Below are 22,729 nucleotides of genomic sequence, written 5' to 3' on the forward strand. Positions count from 1 at the left end.
GCCTTGACGGCTGGGACGGCAAGGCTGACGAAGGCAGCATGACGCAAGCAGACGATCACCCGCTTTCCCGCCCTTCCAGCACGACACAGCGGGCGGTGCATGACCGCATCGCCCACGATCTGGGCGTAGCGATCGTCGGCGGGCGCTATCAGCCGGGCGACATATTGCCAGGCGAAGAGCGTTATAGCGCCGAACAGGGCGTGTCGCGCACCGCCTATCGCGAGGCTGTCCGCGTCCTGTCGGCCAAGGGGCTGGTCTATAGCCGGACCAAGAGCGGCACCCGCATTACCGACAGGCTGCGGTGGAACATGCTGGATCTGGACGTACTCGCCTGGATGTTCGAGGCCGGACCGACGGCCGAATTTCTGCGCGACATCTTCGAGCTGCGTATCGTGGTGGAACCCGCTGCCGCGCAGTTCGCAGCCTTGCGCCGCGATGGGCAGGATATTTCCCGCATGGGCCATGCCCTGGAGGAAATGCGCCGTTTCGGCCTGCAAACCGCCGAAGGCCGTGCGGCGGATCAAAGTTTCCATCGCCTGATCCTGCACGCGACACGCAACGAATCGCTCATCACGCTAGCCACGTCCGTCACGGCCGTAGTCGCCTGGACCACCCGGTTCGCGCGCGACGAGCGCAAGGAATCGCGCGATCCCATGCCTGACCATGACGCCGTATTCGACGCGATCATGCGCGGCGAAGGTGAGGAAGCCCGGCTGAAGATGTTGGCGTTGATCCGCAACGCATCGACCGATGCAGGCATGTTATAAGCAGCAGCGGATTAATTTCTCATACTAGATTTAGCCATCACGCGTCGCACTTACCAATTCAGGCCGGTTCGAGGCGATGCGAAGCCAAAGGCATCCTAAAACGCCAACCGCACCAGGCCATCGAGGCGCTTGCGACGCATAATAGGGCGACGGGCATGACAAGTAGCCACAACGCCCAGATCGAGCCACCACCGACCTGACCCAGCCAGGCACCGGTGAACAGGCCGGAAAAGCCCAGACCGACCTTGGCTGTCGCCGTGAACCAACCATAGGCCCGGACGGCGGCGGCCGGATCGTCCGCCATCCCCCAACGGGGCAGTTGTTCGGAAAAACTGGACCAGGCCAGCAGGATCACGCCGCCCAGGGACAATCCCAGCAGGCCGAGGATGATTGCCGCGCTCAATCCGCCTTGGCCGATCGCTGCGGGAAGAGTGATGGCTGAAAGCGCGCTGCATATATAGGCCAGGCTGAGCGCCTTTGCCGACCCGATATGCGCGGCGATCGGCGACCACAGGCCGACGGCTGCCAGCCGGACGATCGTAAGGATCAAAAGGGCATAATCCAACAGCCAACCTTCCAGCGCGCCTGTGTGCAGCATCGCCTTTCCCATGCAGGCCAGCGCTGCGAAACCGAGCATCTGGGAGAGGCAGAACAGGCCAAGTCCGCGCATCGGCACCCTCTTGGCGCGGTCCAAGCGCCCGGCGCGGGAAACGGGTGTCGCCTGACGCGTCATGCGGATCAGCCAGGGCAGCGGCGCAAGCAACAGGCAGGCCATGAGGGCAATGGCCGGGAATATCATGCGCGCCATGTGCGGCACCATGGTTGCCGCGCCGGTCATCGGCAAAGCAGCGGCCGCCACCATGATCGCGGTCAGCGCGCTCAGGATCGAGCGCCACCGGGCAACGGACAAGTGACCATGGATATTGGCGAGCGCAGCCGCAGTGGCATTATGGGGCACGTCGATGAGCGAGAAGGTCGTTCTGAACAGGAACAGGGCAAAAATCGTCCCGGGCATGATCCCGGCCGGCAACCAGGGCAGAATGGCAAAGGAAAGGCAGCCCAGTCCAGCCGCCAGACCGCACACGCCCGGTAACATCGCGCGGATTGCCATGCGGCGATTGACGATATGCCCCCAGATGCCATCGACCATCGCATTCCAAAAGGAGGATAAGACGAACAAGGTGCCCGCCATGACCGGCGGAATGTCCAGCACCTTGATGAGGATGAACAGGGTGAAGGCGTCCGCGCCCGCCCAGAGCAGGCTCTTGCCCGCATGGGTCATGCCGAAGATGATCGGGAGCAGGCGGCGTTGGGTCACGTCCGGCCCGATAGGCGCGATGCATGACAGGCTGGCGACAATCTGACCGCGACGACCTGTCATGCTGGACTGTTCGCCACCAGGCGATATGCAATGGCGCATGACCCGTTCTCTCGATCGAAGCCCCACTCGCAGCCTTGAAGGCAATGCAGCCATTCTGGATGCCGCCCGAACCGTGATCGCCCAGCGGGGATTGTCCGGTATGAGCCTGCGCACCGTTGCCGATCAGGCAAGCATATCGGTAGGTTCGATCAGCTACCGTATCGGCGACCGCGCGGCGTTGGTCAGCGCGATCGTGGCACGGGAAATCGAACTGCTCTGCGCGGTCGCACAAAGCTGGCAGCAACGGTTCGTCGGTGTCGATCCGGTCGCGGCGCACATCCTGCCCGACCTGATCTGCGAATGGCTGGATCTGGCCGAAAGGCGGACGTCGGCGATCGTGACCTGCGAACTTGCGCTCCTCGCCAGTCGCGACCCCCAAGCGATACCGGACGTGAAGGTCTTGCTCGACCATGGCGAACAACTCTGGAGCGACCTGCTGCACGCCGCGCCAGACCCGCAAGCCCTGAGCCGCAGGGTCGCGCGCTATTGCCTGGATGAGCAGCCCTTTTCGCTGCTGCTGGCCGATAATGTCGATTATCGGCTGTTGCGCCATTCCACGGTGCGCGCCCTGTTGCGCGACGACAGCCCACCGATCCCGGACGATCGGAACAGATGGCATATGCAACTGGTCGATCGGCTGGCGGTGCCGGCTGCCGCCGCGCTCGGCAAGGCGGCCGAAACACCCGAGGGCGCAAAGGCCGTCATTGCCGAACATATCGCCGACGTGATCATCGCGCAGGGCGTGGGCGCGCTTTCGCACCGCGTCGTCGGCCAGGCCTGCGCCATGGCCGCATCCAGCGTGGCGCACCATTATCCGACCCAGCGGGACATTCTGTTCGCCGGGGTAGAGGCGATCTATCGGCGGATGCGCGCCGATATACGCGCATCCAATGCCGTGGCGCCCGGCAGCGGCGATGTGATCCGCCTGACCCATGACAGCGCGTTGACGGCGTTGTGGAACCCCGACCTCATCCCCTTTGCGATCGACATGCGGCGGCGACGCGCGGAAAATGTGCATGTCCAGATTGCGCAATGGCTGGATATCGTCCCCGGATCCGACCGCGCACGTGTGCAGGCGATGGTCATGGCGCTCATCGGCAACGGCCTGCGCATGTTGGCCATAGGAGAAGCGCCACCATCGGCACCCGAAGCCATGAAACTGTTCAGCTGAACGGTACAACCGTTTTACAATGCCTTTTTTTTGGGAATAAATAGCCGAACGATCGTCTTAAAACCGTCACCAACTCCTTCTAGGGCCGGCCCGACATTCACAGGGACGGAACAACAATCATGTCGATTCTCAAGGGAAAGCGCCGCTTTTACCTGATTTCCACGATGCTGATGGGCGCCGCTGCGCCGGTCGGCGCGGGAATCGCCTATGCACAGGAAGCTGCGGACGACACGGGCCTCACGGAAATCGTGGTGACGGCAGAGCGGCGCGCTGAAAGCAGCCAGAAGGTGCCGTTGGCGATCCAGTCGATCAGCGGCGAGACGCTGGCCAAGACCGGCTATACCTCCGTTACCGACCTTCAATATACCATGCCGGGCGTGCAATATGACCCGACGCAGGGTGCCGCCTTCCAGATCCGCGGCGTCGGCAGCACGTCGTTCGACTTTTCCAATGCCAAATCCGTCAGCGTCGTCGTCGACGATGTCGTGATGGATGGCCAGCGCGCCAACGGCCTGACCGGATTGGTCGATATCGAGCGCGTCGACGTGCTGATGGGACCACAGGGCACGTTGTTCGGCAAGAACGCCACATCGGGCGTCATCGCGGTGACGACCGGCAAGCCCAAGATCGGCGACACGTCGGCAAAGGCCAGCGCCAGCTTCGGCGAGCATGAAGAGCGTATTCTGAATGGCACGGTGAACATCCCTTTGGGGCCGATCGCGGCGTTGCGCGTGTCGGGGTTCGATCAGGCGTTCGATGGCTTCGGCCGTAACGTGACGCTGAACCGCAAGGTCGGATCGCAGCATGAATATGGCGGCCGCGCCAAGCTCTATCTGGAACCGTCGGACAGCTTCAACCTGATGCTGTCGGGCGACTATGCCTATCATTGGGACAGCAGCGTCCGTACGCCGGTATCGGGTCAGCCCGCCGCCGTCACCGCGATCCTCAAAGAACTGGGCGTCTTCCCAGGCCCGGAAAGCGCCGACACGGCCGACTCCTCCTTCGGCCAGATCACCACCGAGGAATGGGGCACCTCGCTGCGCCTGAATGCGAAGCTGGGCGATCTCGACCTGACGTCGATCACGGCCTATCGCCGGACCCGCTATGACAATGCGACGCCCGCCAGCCTGGTGCCCGTCGATCGCTACGCCTATATTCCGTTCAACAACGGCTATCTGGATACCGAGAAGGTCAGCCAGGAAGTCCACCTCGCCTCCCCCACCGGCGGGTTCGTCGAGTGGCTGGTCGGCGGTTTCTACAATGATCTGCGCGCCCGTCAGGTGCAATTGCAATGGGGTACGCTGGGTACCCCGCTTTATACCAATGGCGTGCCGGCCCGGACGCTGTTCGCGCTGACCGGCGCGATCGGGGTGAACGCCAATGCCTCGCGCTTCGATGCACAGAACGAGACGATGGCCGCCTTCGGCCAGTTGAAGTTCAACATCTCGGATCGCCTCAGCCTGACGCTGGGCGGCCGCTACACCCATGACAATAATTCGCAGGGACTGGACTTCATCACGGTCGATCCGGTGCCGATCGCGGGCTACACCCCGATCTTCGTCGGTTCGAGCGCCGCGCCCGCCATCGACTATGGCAAGGCTTCGGGCAATAACTTCTCCTACCGCATCGCCCCGCAGTTCCAGGTCACCGACAATGTGATGCTCTATGCGAGCTATTCGACCGGTTACAAACCGGCCGGCATCGCGTTTGTCGGCAACAAATATGCGCCCTATCGCGACGAAACGGTCAAGGCGTGGGAAGCGGGCATCAAGTCCGAATGGTTCGGTCGCCGCTTGCGTGTGAACCTCGATATCTTCCGGTCCGACTTCAAGGATTTCCAGGCGACGATCCTGACCAAGATCCCGGACGGCAATGGCGGCCTGCTGGACGCGACGGTGATCGGCAATGCCGGCGGCCTGCGGACGCAGGGCGTGGAAGGCAATGTCGCGGTGCAGCCGGTTCGCGGCCTGACCCTGTCGGGCGCACTCAGCTATACCGATGCCAAGTTCACCGACTATGTCTATAATGCCACGACCGACTATACCGGATCGCGCCTGACCAACTCCCCCAAATGGTCCGGCACGGCGGCGATAGACTATGAAACCGCGTTCGACTCCGGCTTCGGCGTGCGCGCCCATGCCGACTATGCCTATCGCAGCGAATATTGGACCGTCGTGGGCCAGCCCGCTTATTCCAACGTACCGAGCTATGGGCTGGTCAACACCCGCCTGACCTTTGCGCTGCCCAGCAAGAAGGTCGAGTTCGGCGTCTATGCGCGCAACCTGTTCGACACCTATTTTTCGACCGGCTGGCAGAATTACGGTGCACTTGGCCTGCTCCACTATACCTCGCCCAATGCCCGCCGCACGGTCGGCGGCTTCGTCAACGTCAGCTTCTGATCGTCGGACCGGAGACACGCATCATGAAAATGTCCATCATCGGTAGCCTGGCTGCCGCTGCGCTCCTTGCGGGCGTGGCGGTGGCGCAGGCCCCGCACCCTGTCGCCGCGTCGGCCGAAGACTCCCTGCGGATCAACCAGATCCAGGTCGTCGGCACCCATAACAGCTACGCCATGCCCGCCGACCCGCGCGTCATGACCCTGATGGCGCCTCGCCTCGCCTCGCTGATGCAGTCGATGGTCAAGACCCTGTCGCCCGACAAGGCCGCCGCGATGCAGGACGAACATCCCGGCGGCATAACCGACATGGCCAAGACGCTCGATTATGTGCAAATGCCGCTTCAGGCGCAGTTGCGCAGTGGTGTGCGTAGCGTGGAGATCGACATGCAGCCCGATCCCAAGGGCGGCGCCTATGCCGATCCGTTGCCGTATCGGCAGTTGCGCGAACAGGGCGCGACCGATCTGGCGCCCATCTATCGCGAAGAAATGGCCAAGCCGGGCATGAAGGTCTTCCATGTCGCGGACCTCGATTTTCGCAGCCAGTGCCCGACGCTCAAATCCTGCCTGACGATCCTGAAACAATGGTCGGATTCGGAACCGAACCACAGCCCGGTCTTCATCCTGCTGGAACCGAAATTGTCGGGATTGGACAAGGTCATTCCGGGCGCTGCGGTCGTGTCGCCCTTCGACAAGGCTGCCTTCGAGGAAGTGGATGACAGCATCCGCACGATATTGGGCCGGGACAAGGTCTTTACGCCTGACGATCTGCGGGACGACATGCCGACACTGGAGGCCGCGGTACTCGCCAAACGCTGGCCTACCGTCGCGCAGGCTCGCGGCAAGTTCCTGTTCCTCTATCTGGTGCCGGGCATGAATCTGCCTGCCTTCGCCCCTTATCTCGACGGACGGCCTTCATTACAGGGGCGCATGGCCTTCGTTCAGGGCAAGGCCGGCATGGCGCATACGGCCTTCATGTTGTTCGACAATGCGCGGACACGGGCCGCCGACATTCGCGCCGCCGTGCAAAAGGGCTATCTGGTCCGGACCCGCGCCGACATCGATACGGCAGATGCACGTCGGAATGACGGCACTCGCCGGGATGCGGCATTGGCCAGCGGCGCGCAGATCATTTCAACCGACTATCTGACCGCGCCTAATATATACGCCAATGGTTATCACTTGGCGCCCTTCGTCAAGGGCTGGCGATGCAATGCGCTCACCGCGCGCTGTGCAGCGCCCCAATAAAGCGACCTCTATCCGGCAACCAAAGCAAGAGCCGATACAATAGTATCGGCTCTTGCGAAGATGATGCGTCCGTTAGAACTGCACGCCCTGCGTCAAGCCGCCATCGATCAGAAGGTTCGTCCCGGTGATGAAGCTGGCTGCCGGACTGGCGACAAACAACACCGCTTGCGCAACCTCGGCCGGCGTCGCCATCCGTCCCAGCGGATTGCGTGCCAGACATTCGGCAAACAGCTCCGGTGTCTCGCGTTCGATCTCTCCCCATACACCATCGGCGAAATAGACGTTGCCCGGCGACACACTGTTGACGCGGATGCCATCAGGCGCATGACGCACCGAGAGCGTCTTGCCATAATGGATCAGGGCGGCCTTCAGAACGCCATAGGGTTCGGCGAACATGTCCACTTCGCGACCTGACACGCTGGAGATCAGGACGATCGACGCCGCGCTGGACTGCTTGAGGAACGGCAGTGCCGCACGGCGCGCCCTTGGGCGCGCATCGTAGAGGAAGGCCGGATTAAACAGGTGCTTGTTACAGGAGCAAACGGCACTTTTTCATCGGAGATGAATTATATTCATTCAGCGGCGATCTGCTCCCTCCATTGCATTGGCTGGAAGGCGGTCGGACGGAGCGCGCACTCAGCTGAGCGTCGATGCTTTTCGACGGTTTCCTAACAGTTTCGCATGCTCGACTAAGCTGCCGAAACAAACCCTGGCTACTGATCCTCTCTCTGAATTTTCATCAGGCAGGAGCATAGAATGGCGATCCAGGGCGCAAACCCATCACTCGACGACATGTTCGGGCAGGTCTGGCACGCGGCTATAATGTGCGATCCATGTAGCGCCGGTCGCCCCGGTCGAGGCCGATAGCGCAGCGGCCGACGCCATTCTCGAACGAAGGGCGCTGCCCTTTCCGGTGCTGAATGACAGTCTGAAAAAATGGGCTGCCGATCGCGCCGTAGCCGACATCCGATCACCCACATCATTGACGAACAGGATCGTAATCGATGACCGATATTCTCGCCGGGCTGCACCCATCGCGCCTGGACTATCCCCAAAGCGACATCCGCCCCGAGCGCGTCAGCTTCGGGGAATTGGCTTATGACGATCCCTATCGCTGGCTGGAAGAAGACGATGATCCCGCCGTCATCGCGTGGCAAAGCGCGCAAGACGATCTGACCCAAAATTATCTCGACGCCCTTCCCACCCTGGGCGACTTCGCCGACCGCGTGCGCACCATCGGCGAAACGGACGACGTCATCGCCCCCACCTTCGCGGGTGGACGCTGGTTCAGGCGCCATGTGCCCGAAGGCCAGGATCTGACCGTGGTAGAGGTTTGCGCCGGTCCAACCGAGCCGGGCCGCCGATTGATCGATCTCAATGCGATGCGGACCGACGAGCCGCTCAGCCTCTCGAGTCTCAGCCCATCGCCAGACGGCAGGAAGATCATCTTCACCTGGACGGCGGGCGGTCGCGAAGAACCTGCGCTCCGTGTGCTGGACATCGATACCGGCGCGATCCTGGTCGATGGCATTCCGCACAAAAAACCGATCAACTTTGCCTGGCTGCCCGACAGCGACGGCTTCATCTATGCGGCGCTCGATGCCTCCATCGCTGGTGAACCGCCCCTCCATCGCCTGTATCTCGACAACCCATCGGCCGTGACGCCGGAGGATGTGAAGCCAGGCCACCCGGTCATACGCCCGGTGCTGGCCGCAGATAAGCGGCACATCATCCTGATGGCCGACCATCTTGCCCCCTGCCCCGCCTTCATCCTGGACACGCAGGGCGAGGATGGGTGGCAACCCTTTCTGAAAGACGTTCCGGGCATCTTCCGCGGCGACATACTCGGCGATAATTTCGTCGCCATCACCGACGACGGCGCGCCGCGCGGACGGTTGGTGTCGATCCCGCTCGCCACGCCGACGCAGCGGGACAGCTGGACAGAACTCGTCCCGGCGTCCGACGATGTGCTCGCCTTTGTCGCCGTGACTGGCGGGCGCGCCGTCCTGCTCGACTGGATCGACACCTATTCCCGCCTGCGCACGATCGGCGGAGATGGCCGCATCGAAGGCGAAATTGCACTACCCGGACGCGGGATGGTCAATGCCTTCGGCCCGAACGCCGTGCTGCCCACAATGATCGACCCGATCGTCCGCGCAGCAGATGGCGAAATAGTCTTCGTCTTTTCGACCTTCGACCGGGCTGCCGCGCTCTGCACCGCCAACCTCGCCACCCGTGAAGTCACACGACTGACGGAACCGAAATATCGGCTCGACGCGCAAGTGCTGGATCTCGACTGCCGCAGCGCGGATGGCGCACGCGTCGTCTATCATGTCGTCGCCCGCGCCGACCTAGACCTGTCCACGCCGCAGCCGTCCGTGATCACCGGCTATGGCGGTTTCAACCTCGCCATGGCGCCCGGCTGGCTGGGCACCCAATGGGCGGCCTGGATCGAGGCAGGGGGCGTAGTCGTGCTTGGCCATTTTCGCGGCGGGGGCGAATTTGGCACGCCCTGGTTCGAACAGGGCCGGATGAAGCTCAAGCAGAACAGCTTCAACGACGTCCACGTCGTGCCATGCGTGTGATCGATCCGATGGTTCTCGATCATATGCTAAAGACCGTACAATAGCTGGCGAAAATTGCGAACCGGCGCTCCCGTTCGATCATCGCTTGCCGATCGATTGGAAGAGAAAATTCGCACGCTTATTTTACAAAACCAATAGACATCTAATTTTAAATTTATAAATCTCGTAAATTCTCTGCGCTAATCATGATAATATTGAACATTTATCACAATTAACAATCATTGATTTACAAGGCAATGCTTCATCATTTTCACTGATGGTGTAGCATCTTCTCGAACCCCTCATTTCCCTTCGTCATCTTGACGAGCTTCCTGAGGTGGCTGCGAACATGCCGTTCGAACCGGACATCGTCATGGATGCTCGTCGCCGGATATTCGTCTTGGCCGATCAGTTCTTTAAGGCGTCCGGCGAACGCGGCCTGTTCGTTCGTGCAATCGGCAGCCTTGAGCATGCGGCAAACCCACTCTTCGGCAGCAGCCTTGTCATAATCGTCCCGCGCCTCATAGCCGCGCCGGTCCGCCGCAGCCTGATCCAGCCGGGATACCTCGAACCGGCGTTCCAGCCATGTGCGGACTCGTTCGCCATCCCATGGTTTCAATGCGTTTGTCATTGCTGTTTTCCGTCTCGATTTTTTTATAAGGAGTCCGATTTTCGACAAGGGGCCGGTTTATTAACTTGCCAATATGACAGCGGCGATCGCATCGCTATAGCCGAACCGAAATCAAGGCAGTTAAATCGATTTATGGCCCGCAAACGTTCGAAACACGATCCCTATGATCATCTTCCGCAGGAAGACCAAGCTTCAGAAGAACCGGTGGCCTGCTGGCTATGCGGCCGCCCGACCGGCAAGACCATCGTTTGGCATCACCCCATACCCAAGAGCCGTGGCGGTCGCGATGTCGTGCCGATGCACTCCATCTGCCAGCAGACGCTGATCACCAATTTCACCAATTCCGAGTTGCAGCGCCACGGCATGGTCGTGGCTGGCCTGCTGGAAAATCCGAATATTCGCAAATTCGTCGACTGGGTCGCAAACAAGGATCCGGACTTCACGGCGACTATCGTAAAAAAGCAACGCTGATTGCGGTGATGGGGCAGCCGGCTCGGCAGCCGTATGGAAGCGAAAGGGCGCGTGATGGAAATCAGACAGGATGATCCGAAGGGAGCCCATGTCACCGAGTTGCTGACGCATCATCTGCGCGAGCTTCAAGAGGTGATGGCGCAACATGCCTTCGCGCTTGATGCATCTGGCCTGTCCGTGCCCGGCGTCACATTCTGGACCGCATGGAACAACGATGTTCTTGCAGGCTTCGGCGCGATGAAGGAGCTCGATCCCGAGCATGGTGAAGTCAAGTCAATGCGCGCGGCTCCCGCAGCGCGCGGAACGGGAGTGGGCCGAGCGATGCTCAGGCACATTATAGCCGAGGCCCGAAAGCGCGGCTATCGCTGGCTCAGCCTGGAAACGGGCACAGCGACGCTCCATGCGCCGGCTATCGCGCTTTATCGCAGCGCGGGATTCCTGTCGTGCGACGCATTTGCCGATTATCGGCCGAGCCTCCACAACCAGTTTTTCAGGCTCGACCTGTCGCTCGCTTAGGGGCCAATTTTCATTGCACTGGAGCCGATGGTGCCTTTATCGCACAACGCTCCGATTGGTTGCGGTGAGGTAAGCGTGACATGCCTTCGGCAGTTCACGGCGCAGACATGCAAAATTCTCTTCAGACGCCTCTGCTTCCATAACCACACGCACCGAGCCTCCGAGCAAAGCCGCCAGCATGAAGGCGACTGATCTTCGATCGGCAAAGTCGGTGCCGGGCGCATCGGCAAGCAGACCCTCGATCATCTGCGTCATGCATCGCGCTGCCCTGCTCATCAGCTCCGAAAGATCGAATTCGGCAGCGATGCCATAGATGGCGCGAGAGGCGACAACGTCTGCCATCTTGGCATCCAGCCAGGCCATGGCCAGCCCTTTGGCAATCGCCTCCAGATTACAGCCCATGAGGCGATCGGAAGCGTCCCGCATTGCGCTTTCGATCAGATCGAACTGGCGCTCGACCAGCGCGAACAACAGTGCCTGTTTGTGCGGATAATATTGATACATCGTGCCGACCGACACGCCCGCCCGCTCAGCCACGCGCGTGGTCGTGAGCCGCCCAACGCCATCGGCCAGCAAAACCTGAATGGTGGCGATATGTATCGCCTCGATCGTTGCGGTAGAGCGCGCCTGTTGCGGCGCTTTGCGGGGCTTGAGAAGCGATGGGGCGGGCCGGTTCATATGCGAATTCCAAAACTGAAGGATTATTCATATCTTGGCGACCTCAACGATGCCTCGCAAGGAGTTTCACCATGAGTAGCGTTCTCATCACCGGCTGTTCGACCGGCTTCGGCCGCGATACCGCGCTTCATTTCCTGGAAGGCGGCTGGAACGTCATTGCGACCATGCGCAATCCCGCTGCCAGCAGCCTGCCGATTTCGGATCGGATGCGGATATTGCCGCTCGACGTGACGGTTGCCGAAAGCGTCGCTGCGGCCGTTGCCGAGTCCGGCCCCATCGACGTCCTCGTCAACAATGCCGGCATCGGCTGGCTGAACGCTATTGAGGGCACGCCCATGGAAACGGTGCGGGGCATCTTCGAAGCCAATCTTTTCGGCACCATCGCGATGATGCAGGCAGTTCTGCCCGGCATGCGTGAGCGGCGTGCAGGGACGATCGTGAACATCAGTTCCAGTTCGACCTACAAGCCATTACCCCTGCTGTCAGTCTATCGCGCGAGCAAGGCCGCCATGACCGCACTGACGGAGTCGGCGGCGCTTGAACTTGCGCAATTCGGTATCAAGGCCCGTGTGGTCGTGCCGGGCATGGCGCCATCGACCAGCTTTGCCTCCACGGCCCAGGGGCATATCATGGAGGCTGGCGGCTTTCCCGCCCCCTATGCCGAATTTGCGAAACAGACGATGGCCATGATGCAAAGCGCCGAGGCCGGTCCGGTCACTAGCGCACAGGACGTGGCAGAGGCCATCTTCCGCGCGGCGACCGATCCGAATTGCCCCACGGTCCTGCCAGCCGGCGAAGATGCGATCGCTTGGGCGGTGGGTAGGTAACGACGGCGATCAGCGGCGGAGTTTTCCTTGTAATGCGCCGATGGTGACCTAGCCCTTCAACCGCTCCGGGTGCCCACTATATCATCGGCGTAGCGGGCATCGACCGCACCCAAATCTGGTATTGGCCATAATGTCATCGAACAATCGCTACTATCACGGCCCCGTCACCTCCCATTTCGACGGGCATCGATTTCAAAACGTGGAGGGTGAGCCGGAAACGGATCGGTCCCTGCGTGAGATATTTCGCTGGTATCGCACGGCACCCAAAACGCCATGGCCGAAACATGTGCCGGTATCCCCCATCGTGCCAGCCGCCAGGGTCGAGGGGTTGCGGATCACCATGGTCGGCCACGCCTCCGTGCTGATCCAGACCGGCGGGCTCAACATCCTGACGGATCCGGTCTGGTCCAACCGCGCCAGCCCTATCGCCTTTGCCGGTCCGCGCCGCGTGACCGCCCCGGGCATAGCGATGGACGACCTGCCGCCGATCGATGCGATCCTGTTGTCCCACAATCATTATGATCATCTCGACATCGCGACGCTTCGGGCGCTGCACGCACGGCATGATCCCAGGATCATCACGCCTCTGGGCAATGACAGCATCATTCATCGGCATATTCCAAATGCCCGTGTCGAGACGGGCGACTGGTTCGACCGCTTCGAGATAGCAGAGGGTGCACAGGCCCATATCGTTCCCGCGCTACACTGGTCCTCTCGCGGGCCGCGGGACCGACGCATGGCCTTGTGGGGTGGCTTCATGGTGCGAGCCGGTGGCAGGCTGGTCTATTTCGCCGGGGACACAGGCTATGGTACGGGCGCGATCTTTCGCGATCTGCGGGCGCGTTTCGGGCCGGTCGATCTCGCCCTTCTTCCCATCGGCGCCTATGATCCCCGCTGGTTCATGGCGGCGCAGCATACCGATCCCGAAGACGCTATCCAGATCATGGTCGACCTTGACGCACAGGCTGCCATCGGCATGCATTGGGGTACGTTCAAGCTGACGGACGAACACTGGGAAGATCCCGCTATGCGGCTTGCGGCCGGCATGAAGGCGCGCGGTATCGAAGCGGGCAAGTTCGTCGCGATGCGCCCTGCTGAGACAAAGGAGTTTGGCTAATTCGGATCGAGACTAGGCGACGTGGACAAATTCGGGATCATCAATCGTCGAGCGTGACGAGCAGACATGCCCGAAACACGCCGTCCGTTGCGTCTTGCCGGTGCCAGATTTTGACGATGTGATAATAGCGAAAATAGCCATCTATATCTCGGGCAAGGTGTTCGCCAACACGCGGCAGGAAGTCGAACTCAGCCACGAACAGCAGCTTTTCCAAATCCTCGCCCTCAAGCACTTCCACCAAAGCCATCGAATCCTCCAGGCGGACATGATTGCAATGTCAGCCGGCTTCGACAACCACTTGCGTTGAGATGATTGACGTGGAGCATATCGCTTGATTCAAGGCTGCTTTTTGGAGGCAGGCTTGTGCAGAGGCGATCTCACCGAGGGGGAATGGCGTATTCTGAAGGGCTTGCTGCCAATCGAGCCCGAGAACCGTGGCCGAGGCAGGCGTCCCGAGCAGAACCGCTTCATCATCAACGGCATCCTCTGGCGGCTTCGATGCGGTGCTCCGTGGCGTGACGTCCCGCCCAAATACGGCAGTTGGAACACGATCTATCGTCGATTCCGGCGATGGAGCGAAGCTGGGGTATGGGAGACCGTGGCGGTAACGCTGGCCGAGATCATGGCGGACAACGGCCATTACAGCATCGACAGCACCACAGTCCGCGCCCACGTCTCGGCAGCGGGCGGAAAAGGGGGACTCATCGACGCGCTCTTGGCCGCTCGCGGGGCGGGTTCACCCGTAAGCTTCACTGCCTGGCTGATGCCCTCGGACGACCGCTCGCTTTCCATCTGACAGTTGGCGAAGCGGCGGACTGCAAAGCTTATGAGGATTTGATCGACCTGCCCGAGCGTGCACCTGACGCGTTGCTCGCCGACAAGGGCTATGACGCCGACGCCATCCGCGCCGACCTTGCCGTGCGGAAAATCGAGGCCGTCATCCCCGGCAGATCAAACCGCCGCGTGAAGATCGAGCATGACCGTGCGCTTTATAAACAGCGCAATCGCATCGAGCGGATGTTCGGTCACCTCAAGATCAACCGCGCCATCGCTACCCGCTACGATCAACTGGCCAACAGCTTCCTCGGCATGGTGCACATCGCCACCGTCAGATACTGGCTCAAATTTGTCCACGCGGCCTAAGGATCAGACGATTTCTTTACTCAAGGCGACCGACTTGCTCCGACCCAGCTACGCCCTGCCCGATCTGCCTCCCCCCGGAGCGATCGAAACAGCTGCGGTTCTCAAGGCGCTAACCCGCGCTCATCGCTATCTGGCCGAACTGAAAGGCCGAGCCAGGACAATTCCCAACCAAGGAATTTTAATCGATACACTGTCACTTCAGGAAGCGAAGGCCAGCTCCGAAATCGAGAATATCGTAACCACCCAGGACGAGATATTCCAGATGAACGCCTTTCCTGAAAATCCGGGACCACCTGCGACAAAGGAATTGGCTCTCTAACGCGATGCGCTTCACCATGGTTTCAATGAACAGCGCCGACTAGGCGGACTGCTGACCATATCCTGATCGCCCAAGAGGGCAGCCTGAGCTTCCGTAGACAGGGACTTTTGTAAGCCAAATCGCGCGCGAACGGCAGGTTGAGCCGCGCGCCGCGCCGTTCAAGCATAGGGAGATATGCTGTGCCCCATCGCTCGTTCGCTCGTATGGAAATCTGCCGGAAGCTGGTGACAATGCGCAAGGCACTTGGCGATGCCTTGGGCTATCGCCACTGTGCCAACCCAATATGGGACATGCTCATGGAACTCTATATTGCCGAACGAGAGAGACGGGTCGTCTATCTCTGGTCCCTGTGCAGCTTTGCCAATGTCCCGTTCTCGACGGCTTGTCGCAAAGTCACCGAGATGGAAGAAATTGGCCTTGTCAGGCGAAACACGGCCTATCGCGATCGTCGCGGCGTAGTGGTTACGCTGACCGATAACGGCGAAGGCCTGATCGAGTCCCTGCTGGATCGCCTTGCTGAAATCTACAATGGAGAGTCGACAGCCCGTGCCGGTGTTTCCGCGCTGGTCAGGTTCGCCAATTGATCCAAGCGCTGTATCAGAACGGCTTCCAAGCGGCGCAATGCTGCCAGGGCGGCCGAGATTTTTTTGGCCTACGCTTCCTCGACTCGTCGGCCGACCCCGGTTCCGCCATCTCACGATTCCGTTCCGGCAGCACCGAGGCCGGCGTAACATGCGCGACGACGCCTGCACCTTGTTCTTCCACCCGGACAAGATATGTGCCTCGCCCATCCTTAGCGCATTCCAGCCATCAAGCGCCACGTTTTTGTCTCAATTATGATCGACTTTCAGCGATCAGGCCGGGGCGGATGCAGACCGCGATAAAGCACAGTTGCGGCACTGCGTAACAAGATAGTGCGGTGCCGGACTGCGCAATCAAAGCCGGTCGCGACAGGGCTATTTCTGCAGACTTTCGATCGGGATGAGGGTCGCTCACTCGATATTCATGATCTTGATATTGCCCGACTGGAATCAGTTCACAGTTTCGATCATCCGATGCCGGTCACTCTGGTAGCAGCGAGTGGGGAACAATTCACGCGCAGGTTGGTCTACATATGGGGACAACAGGATGACAATGATGCTGAACGCACTTGCCCGCACCCCGGAGCGCCGCCACCAGCCACGCGAGGCCGCCAACGTGCCTTGCACGGTCAATTGGTCTGGTCTTTATGAATTTGCCACGATCAAGAACATGTCGATCTACGGCGCGCAGTTGGAAGGTTTCGTGTTTCCGCGAGCAGGAACGCCCGTAACGATCGTCGTCAATCAGGTCGAACTCTGCGCGTCGATAATCTGGGCTGACGGCGAGAAGTGCGGCGTGCTGCTGGAACATGATGTCGATCCTGCCGCCTTTATCCGTGAACATTCCATCCGGCCTTTGGGGCATGACCTGCCACCCGCCTGCACGATCACGCATCTTCTACCGCGTGGTGTTTGCTGAAGGGCCGGACGAGCCTCTTCACCGTTCCTGTCTGAAAAGATACGCTGGCAAGCGACGGTTGAACGAAGCTCATCAGGGTGCAGCCCCTCGCGACGATGCTTCGTCCGCACCCTGACTGCCGCGACAAGGTGAAATCTTCGTTACGCGCCGCTACGCTTATCAAGAAGCCCACCCCCGGCAGGCCGGGGGTGGGCAGTCATGAAGACTGCAAGGGAGGGGGAGCCGCTTGCTCCCATAATACGATGCTATACGCCCCGGGTTCCCCTCAAACTGCCGTTGCATATATGCAACTCTCTCAGTTTAATGACATTTCTGTGAAACTCGACACGAACCGGCTTGTTCTGCCGTCGACCTAATCGACACTAACAGGGGTTCATATGAAGAAGTTTCTCGCCGCCGCAGCCATTCTGGCTGCCTTGCCTGCCATCGCTTCTGCGCAGGAAACCGCGCCTGATGGCACCGACGCTTTTGGCGTCGAGCCCTATGTCGGCGTGCTTGGCGGCTATCACACCTTTGACCGTGGCTCCGAATTCGGCGCCATCCCTGGCGAAACCATCATGAATGGCGCTCTGATCAGCGGCATCGCCGGTGTCAATGTTCCGCTCGGCCCGGTCTTTGTTGGTGTTGAAGGCAACGCCACCAAGGGCTTTAGCGACATCGACTGGGAATATGGCGTCAAGGGCCGCTTCGGTGCGCGTGCTGGTGAAAGCGGCCTGATCTATGCGTCGGCCGGCTATCAGTGGGTGAATGGCAAGGGCGGCTGGCCCGACCGCAAGGACTGGATGTACGGCGCCGGCGTTGAAGTAGGACCCAAGGAAATTGGTCTTGGCGGCGTCACCGGTAACAGCGGCGTTCGCCTGCGCGTGCAGGTCGACACCTATGACTGGGACAGCTTCCGCCCGATGGCTGGTGTCATCTTCCACTTCTAAAAATGTGATGTGACCAAAATGAACCCCGTCAGCGACCATCGCTGGCGGGGTTCATTATGTCTATTGATAGCCGCCTTCCTGCTCGCGCTGCTCTGCGGCATCCTTTTGCGCATCTTCCAGCGCATCGGCGTCCTGGTCTTCTTCGTCGGCATCAACGTCGACATCAACGTCCTCGTCCGTACCATCGTCGGTGCCGGGCAGATCATCCATCGATGTACCCTGCATGTCAGCCTGGTCATTCTCGCCTGGAATTTGTTCGGGGATCATGGCTCTCTCCTATCAGCTATGAACTAAGCCAACCGGTGAGGGGGGAGCATGTTCCGTCCGCACAGGATGTGCGTTTATGCAGCGACACGATCGCGCCCCTGATGCTTTGCCTGATAAAGCGATGCGTCCGCTCTGCGCGCTGCTGCTGCATAATCTGCTTCTCCGGCATTGAACCGGGCGAGGCCGAGGCTGATCGTCCATGGCTCGCTTGCAGGAGTCTTGGCCAGCGCTTTGCGAAGCTGATTTGCGAAGCCTCGTGCATCGAGTTCCGAACGGTTGGGCAGCAGGATAAGGAATTCGTCTCCTCCCATGCGCGCGACGTCGCCGCCCAACGGCTCGGCTAACGTCCTGGCGGCGCGGGCCAGCGCAACCAAGGCGTCGTCCCCGGCTGCATGACCCCAGTGGTCGTTGATCTGTTTGAAATGGTCGATGTCGATCGCAACGATCATTCCATCGTTATCGGACTTCCGGGATGAGAGATTCTCATAGCCTGCACGATTCCAACAGCCGGTTAGTGGGTCACGCAGCGCCATCTCACGCAGTCGGGCTTGGGCGCGCTCGATAGGGATAGCCAGAAGGCCCAAGTTAAGAAGGCCGAGCAGCAACTGGTCCGAGATCATGGGGATGAGAGCCAGCCAATCATTGCCCATAGGCCAGCCCAACTCCGCAGCGATGGAGACGAGGTAGCCGGGAATATAGCCGAGGGTCGCAATTCCAGCGATCGCGCCGCCTCGTGACGCGCAGCGCCGCCCGCTTCGGATACAAGCTGTCCCCACCACGGTCATGGATATGATTAATCCGACTGCTCTGGAGATGGGAATACATGATGATGGGATCGTGGGCCAATAGGCCTGGGCGAAAACCGGGGCCGCATAGGCAGTCATCGTAATGGCGACCAACCCTAACATCCACAAGGCGAATGGCTTGCGTCTCTCGATAAGCCTCAGGCCTGAGAGGCCAAGGATATTTGAGACGGTGAGGAGGCCATAAAGGCAACAGCCAACAGGTAGCGGCAAAAGATCTACGGCCATAAAAGCGATCAGATCCGCCGCGTACAACAACGAGCTAGCTGACCAATATAGCAGATTCTTGTCGTCCAGGCGGCCCCGCCATAGGCCCGCGAAAACGAGGCCGAATGCAGTACTTGCCAGAATGCTGGCCATTTGCAGCGTGAAGAGATCAAGGGAATGAAGCATAGCCGTCAACCGCCAGCTAATGCGCGCCTTTTGAAGATTCCTTAATGCCGGGACGAGCTGTAGACTATTTGTCGCAAAACCCAAATTTTCTGGGTGGGTAGAGCTTCTCCCTGCGGCTGATCGACGTGTCTTTGTGCCACCTCCGACTATGATAAAAGCTCTGAGGACGGACATCATATATTCGGAAGACGAAGGGCGCGATGTCGTACTTCGCTAGAGGCCTAAAATGGGTGAACCCGATGTGCGGCGCAGGATGATAACCTATATCCCGACCCGTTGTGAATGCGAGGCTTGAAATGATGCGCTGCAGGATGCGCAGGGCCAGTGAGCGCAATCGGGTGATCGAAGATATCGCTTGGGAGATGTGAAGCACATGGCGGCAATTGCCCGATGTGCTGCGTAGCGCTCATGGGAGCCGGTCACATTGGCAGAGATACATGCGTCAGTTTGCTGAAGTAACGTTCCGGCCTAATATCGCGCGACGATGCGAGATTATAATGGAACCGAACGAACAGGGCGAGGCGTTTGGCGCATGGCTATTGAAGCAAATAGGGCGGGATGACTGGATCGGTACACTCGCCAAGCAGGCCAAGGTGGACCTCCGTTTCCGCGCCGCAATGACCCCCGATAATCTTTGAAAGAAGCTCCAGGAAGCGGGCGCAAAGGGCGATAGTTTTAAGACATTGGATGATGCGGAAATGGCTTGGAAATCCCAAGCACGCGATCGGAACCATCACCCAACAAATATCGTATTAAGGCTGCGTCCCCAACGCATATTGCCCTACCTTGTGACCCCGAGGCGGGGCCTTTTTTTGATAAGGGCGACCCAATGTCGTCGCACCAAGTCGCACGCCAAGCAGTCTATTGGCGCTCTACTGAGCGCATCAATCATCCCAGGGTCGAGTGCCGATGTTGCAGTATCCTGATCGGCACCTAGCGACCTTTCATTTAGCGCTTCGCGAAAGCCCCGATGTTTCTCCAAAGAACCGTTCTAGTCGACCAGGATGCCCCACCTGCCGACTTAGATCATGTGCGGTTTTCATTTTGAAACGCCGACATTTAGCTATGTTCCGGCGTGGGTTTCAGCAAAACCGATAAAGTAGGCGCGCAGCGTGGGATCGGCTATTGACGCTACCATAGCGTTCACTTGATCTGCTAGCGAAGCTGAAGCTGCGGCTTCGCCGCCTTGCTCATATCCCATTGACCATGAACCGAAAGCCCTTCCTTCGACCGCCTTGTCGTGAAGCTTGACTAGAGCAAAATGGCGAGGATCACTTTTGATCCGTTCATATGTCCGGATCACTGCCTCGTCGGGGCCTTCAAGCACTTGTAAGAACCGTCGCCCGCCTACGACTAGCAATCCCGTAAGGTCTGCCTTGGTGTTCGCCGCACGCGACTTAGAGAGCAGCTCTTCAAGTTCTGATGCGTCCAGAATGGAGCGAGCTGTGCTGATATAGAGCAACCGTTTCATTTCGATCTCCGCATAATGGAGGCAAATCTATGGAAGGACATAAAAAAAAGGATTAACAGCCTGTTTAACTTAGGTTGAACCTCATGCCAGTTATTGGCTTGCAGCGTCCGAAAATTCGATGCAACCAGCTGGCAATCCACTGACAACGCATGGGCTAGATTGGTCACCGTGGCAAAGCACCAACAAAAACGACTGCTGATATGTATCCGAGGTAGCCAGGCGGAAAAGATCGCGGGACAATGCCAAGATTCATGATGAGTTAGACGGGCAATATACGCTCATTATTGTCTCAGGTTAACCATTTGGTCACCAGCCAGGTTTAACCTGCGGCCTTTCGGGCTCATGCACGCACATCCATCGCCTAAATTCTTAACCCGGAAATTGTTTCTGCTCAGGTGATGGCGTCGGGACGCCCCTCCTTTCGAGAGTGAAGACCATGCTACCATCGCTATATGAACGAATGCGCAAAGCTGACCGACGTCGCGATGCACGGTTCGCCACGTCCTTTAGAGCCACGCTCACTTTGGACACCGGGAGCAGGGTCGTCGTTGTTGGAGATATCTCAGCAGGCGGAGCGATGCTTGAAGCTCAAAATGATCTTTGGCCAGGCTGCAAGCTTTCACTCAAGGCGAGAAATCTGGACGTGAACGGCGAGATCCGATGGAGAAATGATCGCCTCTGTGGCGTCGCCTTTTCCAAGCCGGTCGATCCCTTCGCTGTAATCGCTGCCAATGGAGGGGATGTGAAGGGCAATATGATGGAGGAGCCGCCTCTTTCATCTGCCCAGTCCGATAGGTCGTGACCGGCTGGCAGGATTGCAAGGCCTCCAATAGGTGCCTTCATGCTGTCGACAATCGTCATCTTTTCCTAGGAGACTGCCCATGCCACAAGCTGAAGACGAAGCGTGGATGCGCAAGGCGATCGAGATTGCGCGGTCCAAAGGCTCCGATCCTTCCACGTCACCCTTGGGGTGCGTGATCGTGCTCGACGGCAAGATCATAGCTGGCGAGCGTAACCAGACTGAAGAACTTCCCGACGCGACCGCCCATGCCGAAATGATGGCGATCCGGCGAGGCTGCGAAGGCACAGGCGAAATGGAGCTGCGCGGCGCGACGCTCTATTCGACGCTTCAGCCCTGCGGCATGTGTACGATGGCCTTGATCTGGTCGAAGGTGGGCAGGGTCGTTTATGGCGCAGGGCGCGACGACGTGCATGCGATGTATTTCGAGGCCAAGCATGTCGATACGCTGGCCTTTATCGCTGACGCCTACCGCGACGATATCATGATCGAAGGGGGATGCCTGCGAGAGAAATGTGCTGCCCTCTATTACCCGCCAGATGCTGATCTGCCTCTCGAAGAACAGGCCAACCTATGACACCGATAAACTTGAATATGGCAACGGCCGAGGAGCTGGATACCATTCCGCAGCTCAAGGGGCATGGTTTCGAGATTTTCCGCTATCGAGACGATCGCGGCGCCTTCAAAGCGCTGCGGCAGCTTGAGGAAGTACCGGGAATGGCAGGCAATGCCGAAGGGCTTAAGGGCGTTCTGACGATCTAGCCGATCACTGGATGCAAAAACGCCGCCCTGTTAAGGGCGGCGTCCTGAAGCTCGAATGAGCCTTATTCCTTGGCGCCGGTGCCCGGCTCGGTCGTCTTGGGGGCCTTGCCGTCCTCGATGCGACCTTCATTGCGCAGATCACGGCCTTCCTGAGCCTTCTTCTTCGCTTCAGGGGTATCGCCGTGCTCGTTCAGCTCTTCCTTGACGAAACCGGCAGCTTCCTTGGCTTTGCCTTCGATGCTCATGATGCTCTCCTACAATTGGAATATTTGTAGAACACGTGGCTGTGAGCAGTGTTCCCGAACGCACTTATGCCAGCATGCGCACGCTTGGTTCGCGTGCCCAGACGCGGGTTGCCGCTGCCTTGATGAACGGCTTGCCAAAATCAGTGATACCCTCGTCGGCTTCGACGTATCGCTCCGGTGAGGGCCGCCTTGCGGTGATCGGCTGATATTTCGAGATGGCACCGGTGCAAGCGCCGGTGTTTGCACCGATACTAGGAACGGTGCGATGACTCAGATCACGGTAATTTCAGGCC

26 protein-coding genes and 1 pseudogene are annotated in these 22,729 nt (G+C 59.6%); 18 read left to right on the top strand and 9 right to left on the bottom strand.

All coding sequences use genetic code 11. The annotated features are described in order from the left end of the window. Window positions 1-38 precede the first annotated feature (38 nt). The gene (locus F4U94_RS02335; RefSeq protein WP_120252947.1) at window positions 39-767 is read left to right on the top strand and encodes a FadR/GntR family transcriptional regulator; all 729 of its coding nucleotides are present in this window, start codon (window positions 39-41) and stop codon (window positions 765-767) included. A 58-nt stretch (window positions 768-825) separates the two neighbouring features. Here the strand turns inward: F4U94_RS02335 and F4U94_RS02340 are convergent, their stop codons facing one another. Beyond that, window positions 826-2,148 (bottom strand): MFS transporter, encoded by a 1,323-nt coding sequence (locus F4U94_RS02340; RefSeq protein WP_170271894.1) that lies wholly within the window; start codon window positions 2,146-2,148, stop codon window positions 826-828. A 37-nt stretch (window positions 2,149-2,185) separates the two neighbouring features. Between F4U94_RS02340 and F4U94_RS02345 the strand changes: the two genes are divergently transcribed. The 3 genes from F4U94_RS02345 (at window position 2,186) to F4U94_RS02355 (ending at window position 7,001) form a co-directional block, all read left to right on the top strand. After that, window positions 2,186-3,358 (top strand): TetR family transcriptional regulator, encoded by a 1,173-nt coding sequence (locus F4U94_RS02345; RefSeq protein WP_120252945.1) that lies wholly within the window; start codon window positions 2,186-2,188, stop codon window positions 3,356-3,358. Between the two features lie 119 nt (window positions 3,359-3,477). Further along, a complete protein-coding gene (locus F4U94_RS02350) occupies window positions 3,478-5,757 on the top strand; it encodes a TonB-dependent receptor (RefSeq protein WP_150411828.1) in 2,280 nt (759 codons plus the stop codon). A gap of 23 nt (window positions 5,758-5,780) precedes the next feature. Next, a complete protein-coding gene (locus F4U94_RS02355; RefSeq protein WP_120252943.1) occupies window positions 5,781-7,001 on the top strand; it encodes a Ca2+-dependent phosphoinositide-specific phospholipase C in 1,221 nt (406 codons plus the stop codon). A 72-nt stretch (window positions 7,002-7,073) separates the two neighbouring features. Here F4U94_RS02355 and F4U94_RS02360 read toward each other — a convergent pair whose 3' ends face one another. Next, window positions 7,074-7,523, bottom strand: coding sequence for an SDR family oxidoreductase (locus F4U94_RS02360; RefSeq protein WP_197716505.1), 450 nt, complete (start codon window positions 7,521-7,523; stop codon window positions 7,074-7,076). A 482-nt stretch (window positions 7,524-8,005) separates the two neighbouring features. Between F4U94_RS02360 and F4U94_RS02365 the strand changes: the two genes are divergently transcribed. Further along, complete coding sequence (locus F4U94_RS02365) at window positions 8,006-9,586, top strand: prolyl oligopeptidase family serine peptidase (RefSeq protein WP_120252942.1); 1,581 nt, start codon at window positions 8,006-8,008, stop codon at window positions 9,584-9,586. Window positions 9,587-9,836: 250 nt separating this feature from the next. Here the strand turns inward: F4U94_RS02365 and F4U94_RS02370 are convergent, their stop codons facing one another. Then, on the bottom strand, window positions 9,837-10,196 hold the full coding sequence (locus F4U94_RS02370) for a hypothetical protein (protein ID WP_120252941.1): 360 nt from the start codon (window positions 10,194-10,196) through the stop codon (window positions 9,837-9,839). A gap of 132 nt (window positions 10,197-10,328) precedes the next feature. Between F4U94_RS02370 and F4U94_RS02375 the strand changes: the two genes are divergently transcribed. Together F4U94_RS02375 and F4U94_RS02380 are read left to right on the top strand one after the other, a co-directional pair. Beyond that, window positions 10,329-10,667 carry a hypothetical protein gene (locus F4U94_RS02375; RefSeq protein ID WP_120252940.1) on the top strand — a complete coding sequence of 113 codons (339 nt, stop codon included), beginning with the start codon at window positions 10,329-10,331 and terminating at the stop codon, window positions 10,665-10,667. Between the two features lie 54 nt (window positions 10,668-10,721). Next, window positions 10,722-11,183, top strand: coding sequence for a GNAT family N-acetyltransferase (locus F4U94_RS02380; protein ID WP_120253531.1), 462 nt, complete (start codon window positions 10,722-10,724; stop codon window positions 11,181-11,183). A 36-nt stretch (window positions 11,184-11,219) separates the two neighbouring features. Here F4U94_RS02380 and F4U94_RS02385 read toward each other — a convergent pair whose 3' ends face one another. Further along, window positions 11,220-11,861: a TetR/AcrR family transcriptional regulator gene (locus tag F4U94_RS02385; RefSeq protein ID WP_120252939.1), complete on the bottom strand. Its 642-nt coding sequence runs from the start codon at window positions 11,859-11,861 to the stop codon at window positions 11,220-11,222. A 71-nt stretch (window positions 11,862-11,932) separates the two neighbouring features. Between F4U94_RS02385 and F4U94_RS02390 the strand changes: the two genes are divergently transcribed. Then, entirely contained in the window at window positions 11,933-12,688 is a 756-nt protein-coding gene (locus tag F4U94_RS02390) for an SDR family oxidoreductase (protein WP_120252938.1), read from the top strand. A gap of 286 nt (window positions 12,689-12,974) precedes the next feature. Further along, window positions 12,975-13,805, top strand: coding sequence for an MBL fold metallo-hydrolase (locus F4U94_RS02395; RefSeq protein ID WP_232016207.1), 831 nt, complete (start codon window positions 12,975-12,977; stop codon window positions 13,803-13,805). Window positions 13,806-13,845: 40 nt separating this feature from the next. Here the strand turns inward: F4U94_RS02395 and F4U94_RS02400 are convergent, their stop codons facing one another. After that, window positions 13,846-14,052, bottom strand: coding sequence for a hypothetical protein (locus F4U94_RS02400; RefSeq protein ID WP_120252936.1), 207 nt, complete (start codon window positions 14,050-14,052; stop codon window positions 13,846-13,848). 162 nt (window positions 14,053-14,214) lie between these two features. Here F4U94_RS02400 and F4U94_RS02405 point away from each other — a divergent pair. From F4U94_RS02405 to F4U94_RS02430, 5 genes and pseudogenes are all read left to right on the top strand, one after another. Continuing rightward, a pseudogene (locus F4U94_RS02405) lies at window positions 14,215-14,948 on the top strand (IS5 family transposase). Further along, window positions 14,932-15,267, top strand: coding sequence for a Fic/DOC family N-terminal domain-containing protein (locus F4U94_RS25305; protein WP_281347247.1), 336 nt, complete (start codon window positions 14,932-14,934; stop codon window positions 15,265-15,267). The pseudogene F4U94_RS02405 and the gene F4U94_RS25305 overlap by 17 nt, the downstream one beginning before the upstream one ends. A 230-nt stretch (window positions 15,268-15,497) precedes the next feature. Then, complete coding sequence (locus F4U94_RS02415; protein ID WP_161600431.1) at window positions 15,498-15,851, top strand: helix-turn-helix domain-containing protein; 354 nt, start codon at window positions 15,498-15,500, stop codon at window positions 15,849-15,851. Between the two features lie 544 nt (window positions 15,852-16,395). Beyond that, window positions 16,396-16,767: a PilZ domain-containing protein gene (locus F4U94_RS02425; RefSeq protein ID WP_145986301.1), complete on the top strand. Its 372-nt coding sequence runs from the start codon at window positions 16,396-16,398 to the stop codon at window positions 16,765-16,767. A gap of 377 nt (window positions 16,768-17,144) precedes the next feature. Further along, complete coding sequence (locus F4U94_RS02430; protein WP_120252933.1) at window positions 17,145-17,696, top strand: opacity protein; 552 nt, start codon at window positions 17,145-17,147, stop codon at window positions 17,694-17,696. Window positions 17,697-17,756: 60 nt separating this feature from the next. Here the strand turns inward: F4U94_RS02430 and F4U94_RS02435 are convergent, their stop codons facing one another. Further along, a complete protein-coding gene (locus F4U94_RS02435) occupies window positions 17,757-17,963 on the bottom strand; it encodes a hypothetical protein (protein ID WP_120252932.1) in 207 nt (68 codons plus the stop codon). Between the two features lie 74 nt (window positions 17,964-18,037). After that, a complete protein-coding gene (locus F4U94_RS02440) occupies window positions 18,038-19,159 on the bottom strand; it encodes a sensor domain-containing diguanylate cyclase (protein WP_161600432.1) in 1,122 nt (373 codons plus the stop codon). A gap of 437 nt (window positions 19,160-19,596) precedes the next feature. On the opposite strand from F4U94_RS02440, the gene F4U94_RS24725 reads away from it, so the two are divergent. Continuing rightward, on the top strand, window positions 19,597-19,797 hold the full coding sequence (locus F4U94_RS24725; RefSeq protein WP_211363291.1) for a hypothetical protein: 201 nt from the start codon (window positions 19,597-19,599) through the stop codon (window positions 19,795-19,797). A gap of 425 nt (window positions 19,798-20,222) precedes the next feature. Here F4U94_RS24725 and F4U94_RS02445 read toward each other — a convergent pair whose 3' ends face one another. Then, the gene (locus tag F4U94_RS02445; RefSeq protein WP_120252930.1) at window positions 20,223-20,630 is read right to left on the bottom strand and encodes a BLUF domain-containing protein; all 408 of its coding nucleotides are present in this window, start codon (window positions 20,628-20,630) and stop codon (window positions 20,223-20,225) included. A 460-nt stretch (window positions 20,631-21,090) separates the two neighbouring features. On the opposite strand from F4U94_RS02445, the gene F4U94_RS02450 reads away from it, so the two are divergent. The 3 genes from F4U94_RS02450 (at window position 21,091) to F4U94_RS02460 (ending at window position 22,191) form a co-directional block, all read left to right on the top strand. Next, the gene (locus tag F4U94_RS02450; protein WP_161600433.1) at window positions 21,091-21,432 is read left to right on the top strand and encodes a PilZ domain-containing protein; all 342 of its coding nucleotides are present in this window, start codon (window positions 21,091-21,093) and stop codon (window positions 21,430-21,432) included. A gap of 79 nt (window positions 21,433-21,511) precedes the next feature. Further along, complete coding sequence (locus F4U94_RS02455) at window positions 21,512-22,006, top strand: nucleoside deaminase (RefSeq protein ID WP_120252928.1); 495 nt, start codon at window positions 21,512-21,514, stop codon at window positions 22,004-22,006. After that, window positions 22,003-22,191, top strand: a complete 189-nt coding sequence (locus F4U94_RS02460) for a helix-hairpin-helix domain-containing protein (RefSeq protein ID WP_120252927.1) — start codon at window positions 22,003-22,005, stop codon at window positions 22,189-22,191. Before F4U94_RS02455 ends, F4U94_RS02460 begins: the two co-directional genes overlap by 4 nt. A gap of 62 nt (window positions 22,192-22,253) precedes the next feature. On the opposite strand, the gene F4U94_RS02465 is transcribed toward F4U94_RS02460, so the two are convergent. Then, on the bottom strand, window positions 22,254-22,436 hold the full coding sequence (locus F4U94_RS02465; protein WP_120252926.1) for a hypothetical protein: 183 nt from the start codon (window positions 22,434-22,436) through the stop codon (window positions 22,254-22,256). Window positions 22,437-22,729: the final 293 nt, after the last annotated feature.

It is taken from the genome of Sphingobium limneticum (genome assembly GCF_008710155.1).
GTDB classification, from domain to species: domain Bacteria; phylum Pseudomonadota; class Alphaproteobacteria; order Sphingomonadales; family Sphingomonadaceae; genus Sphingobium; species Sphingobium limneticum.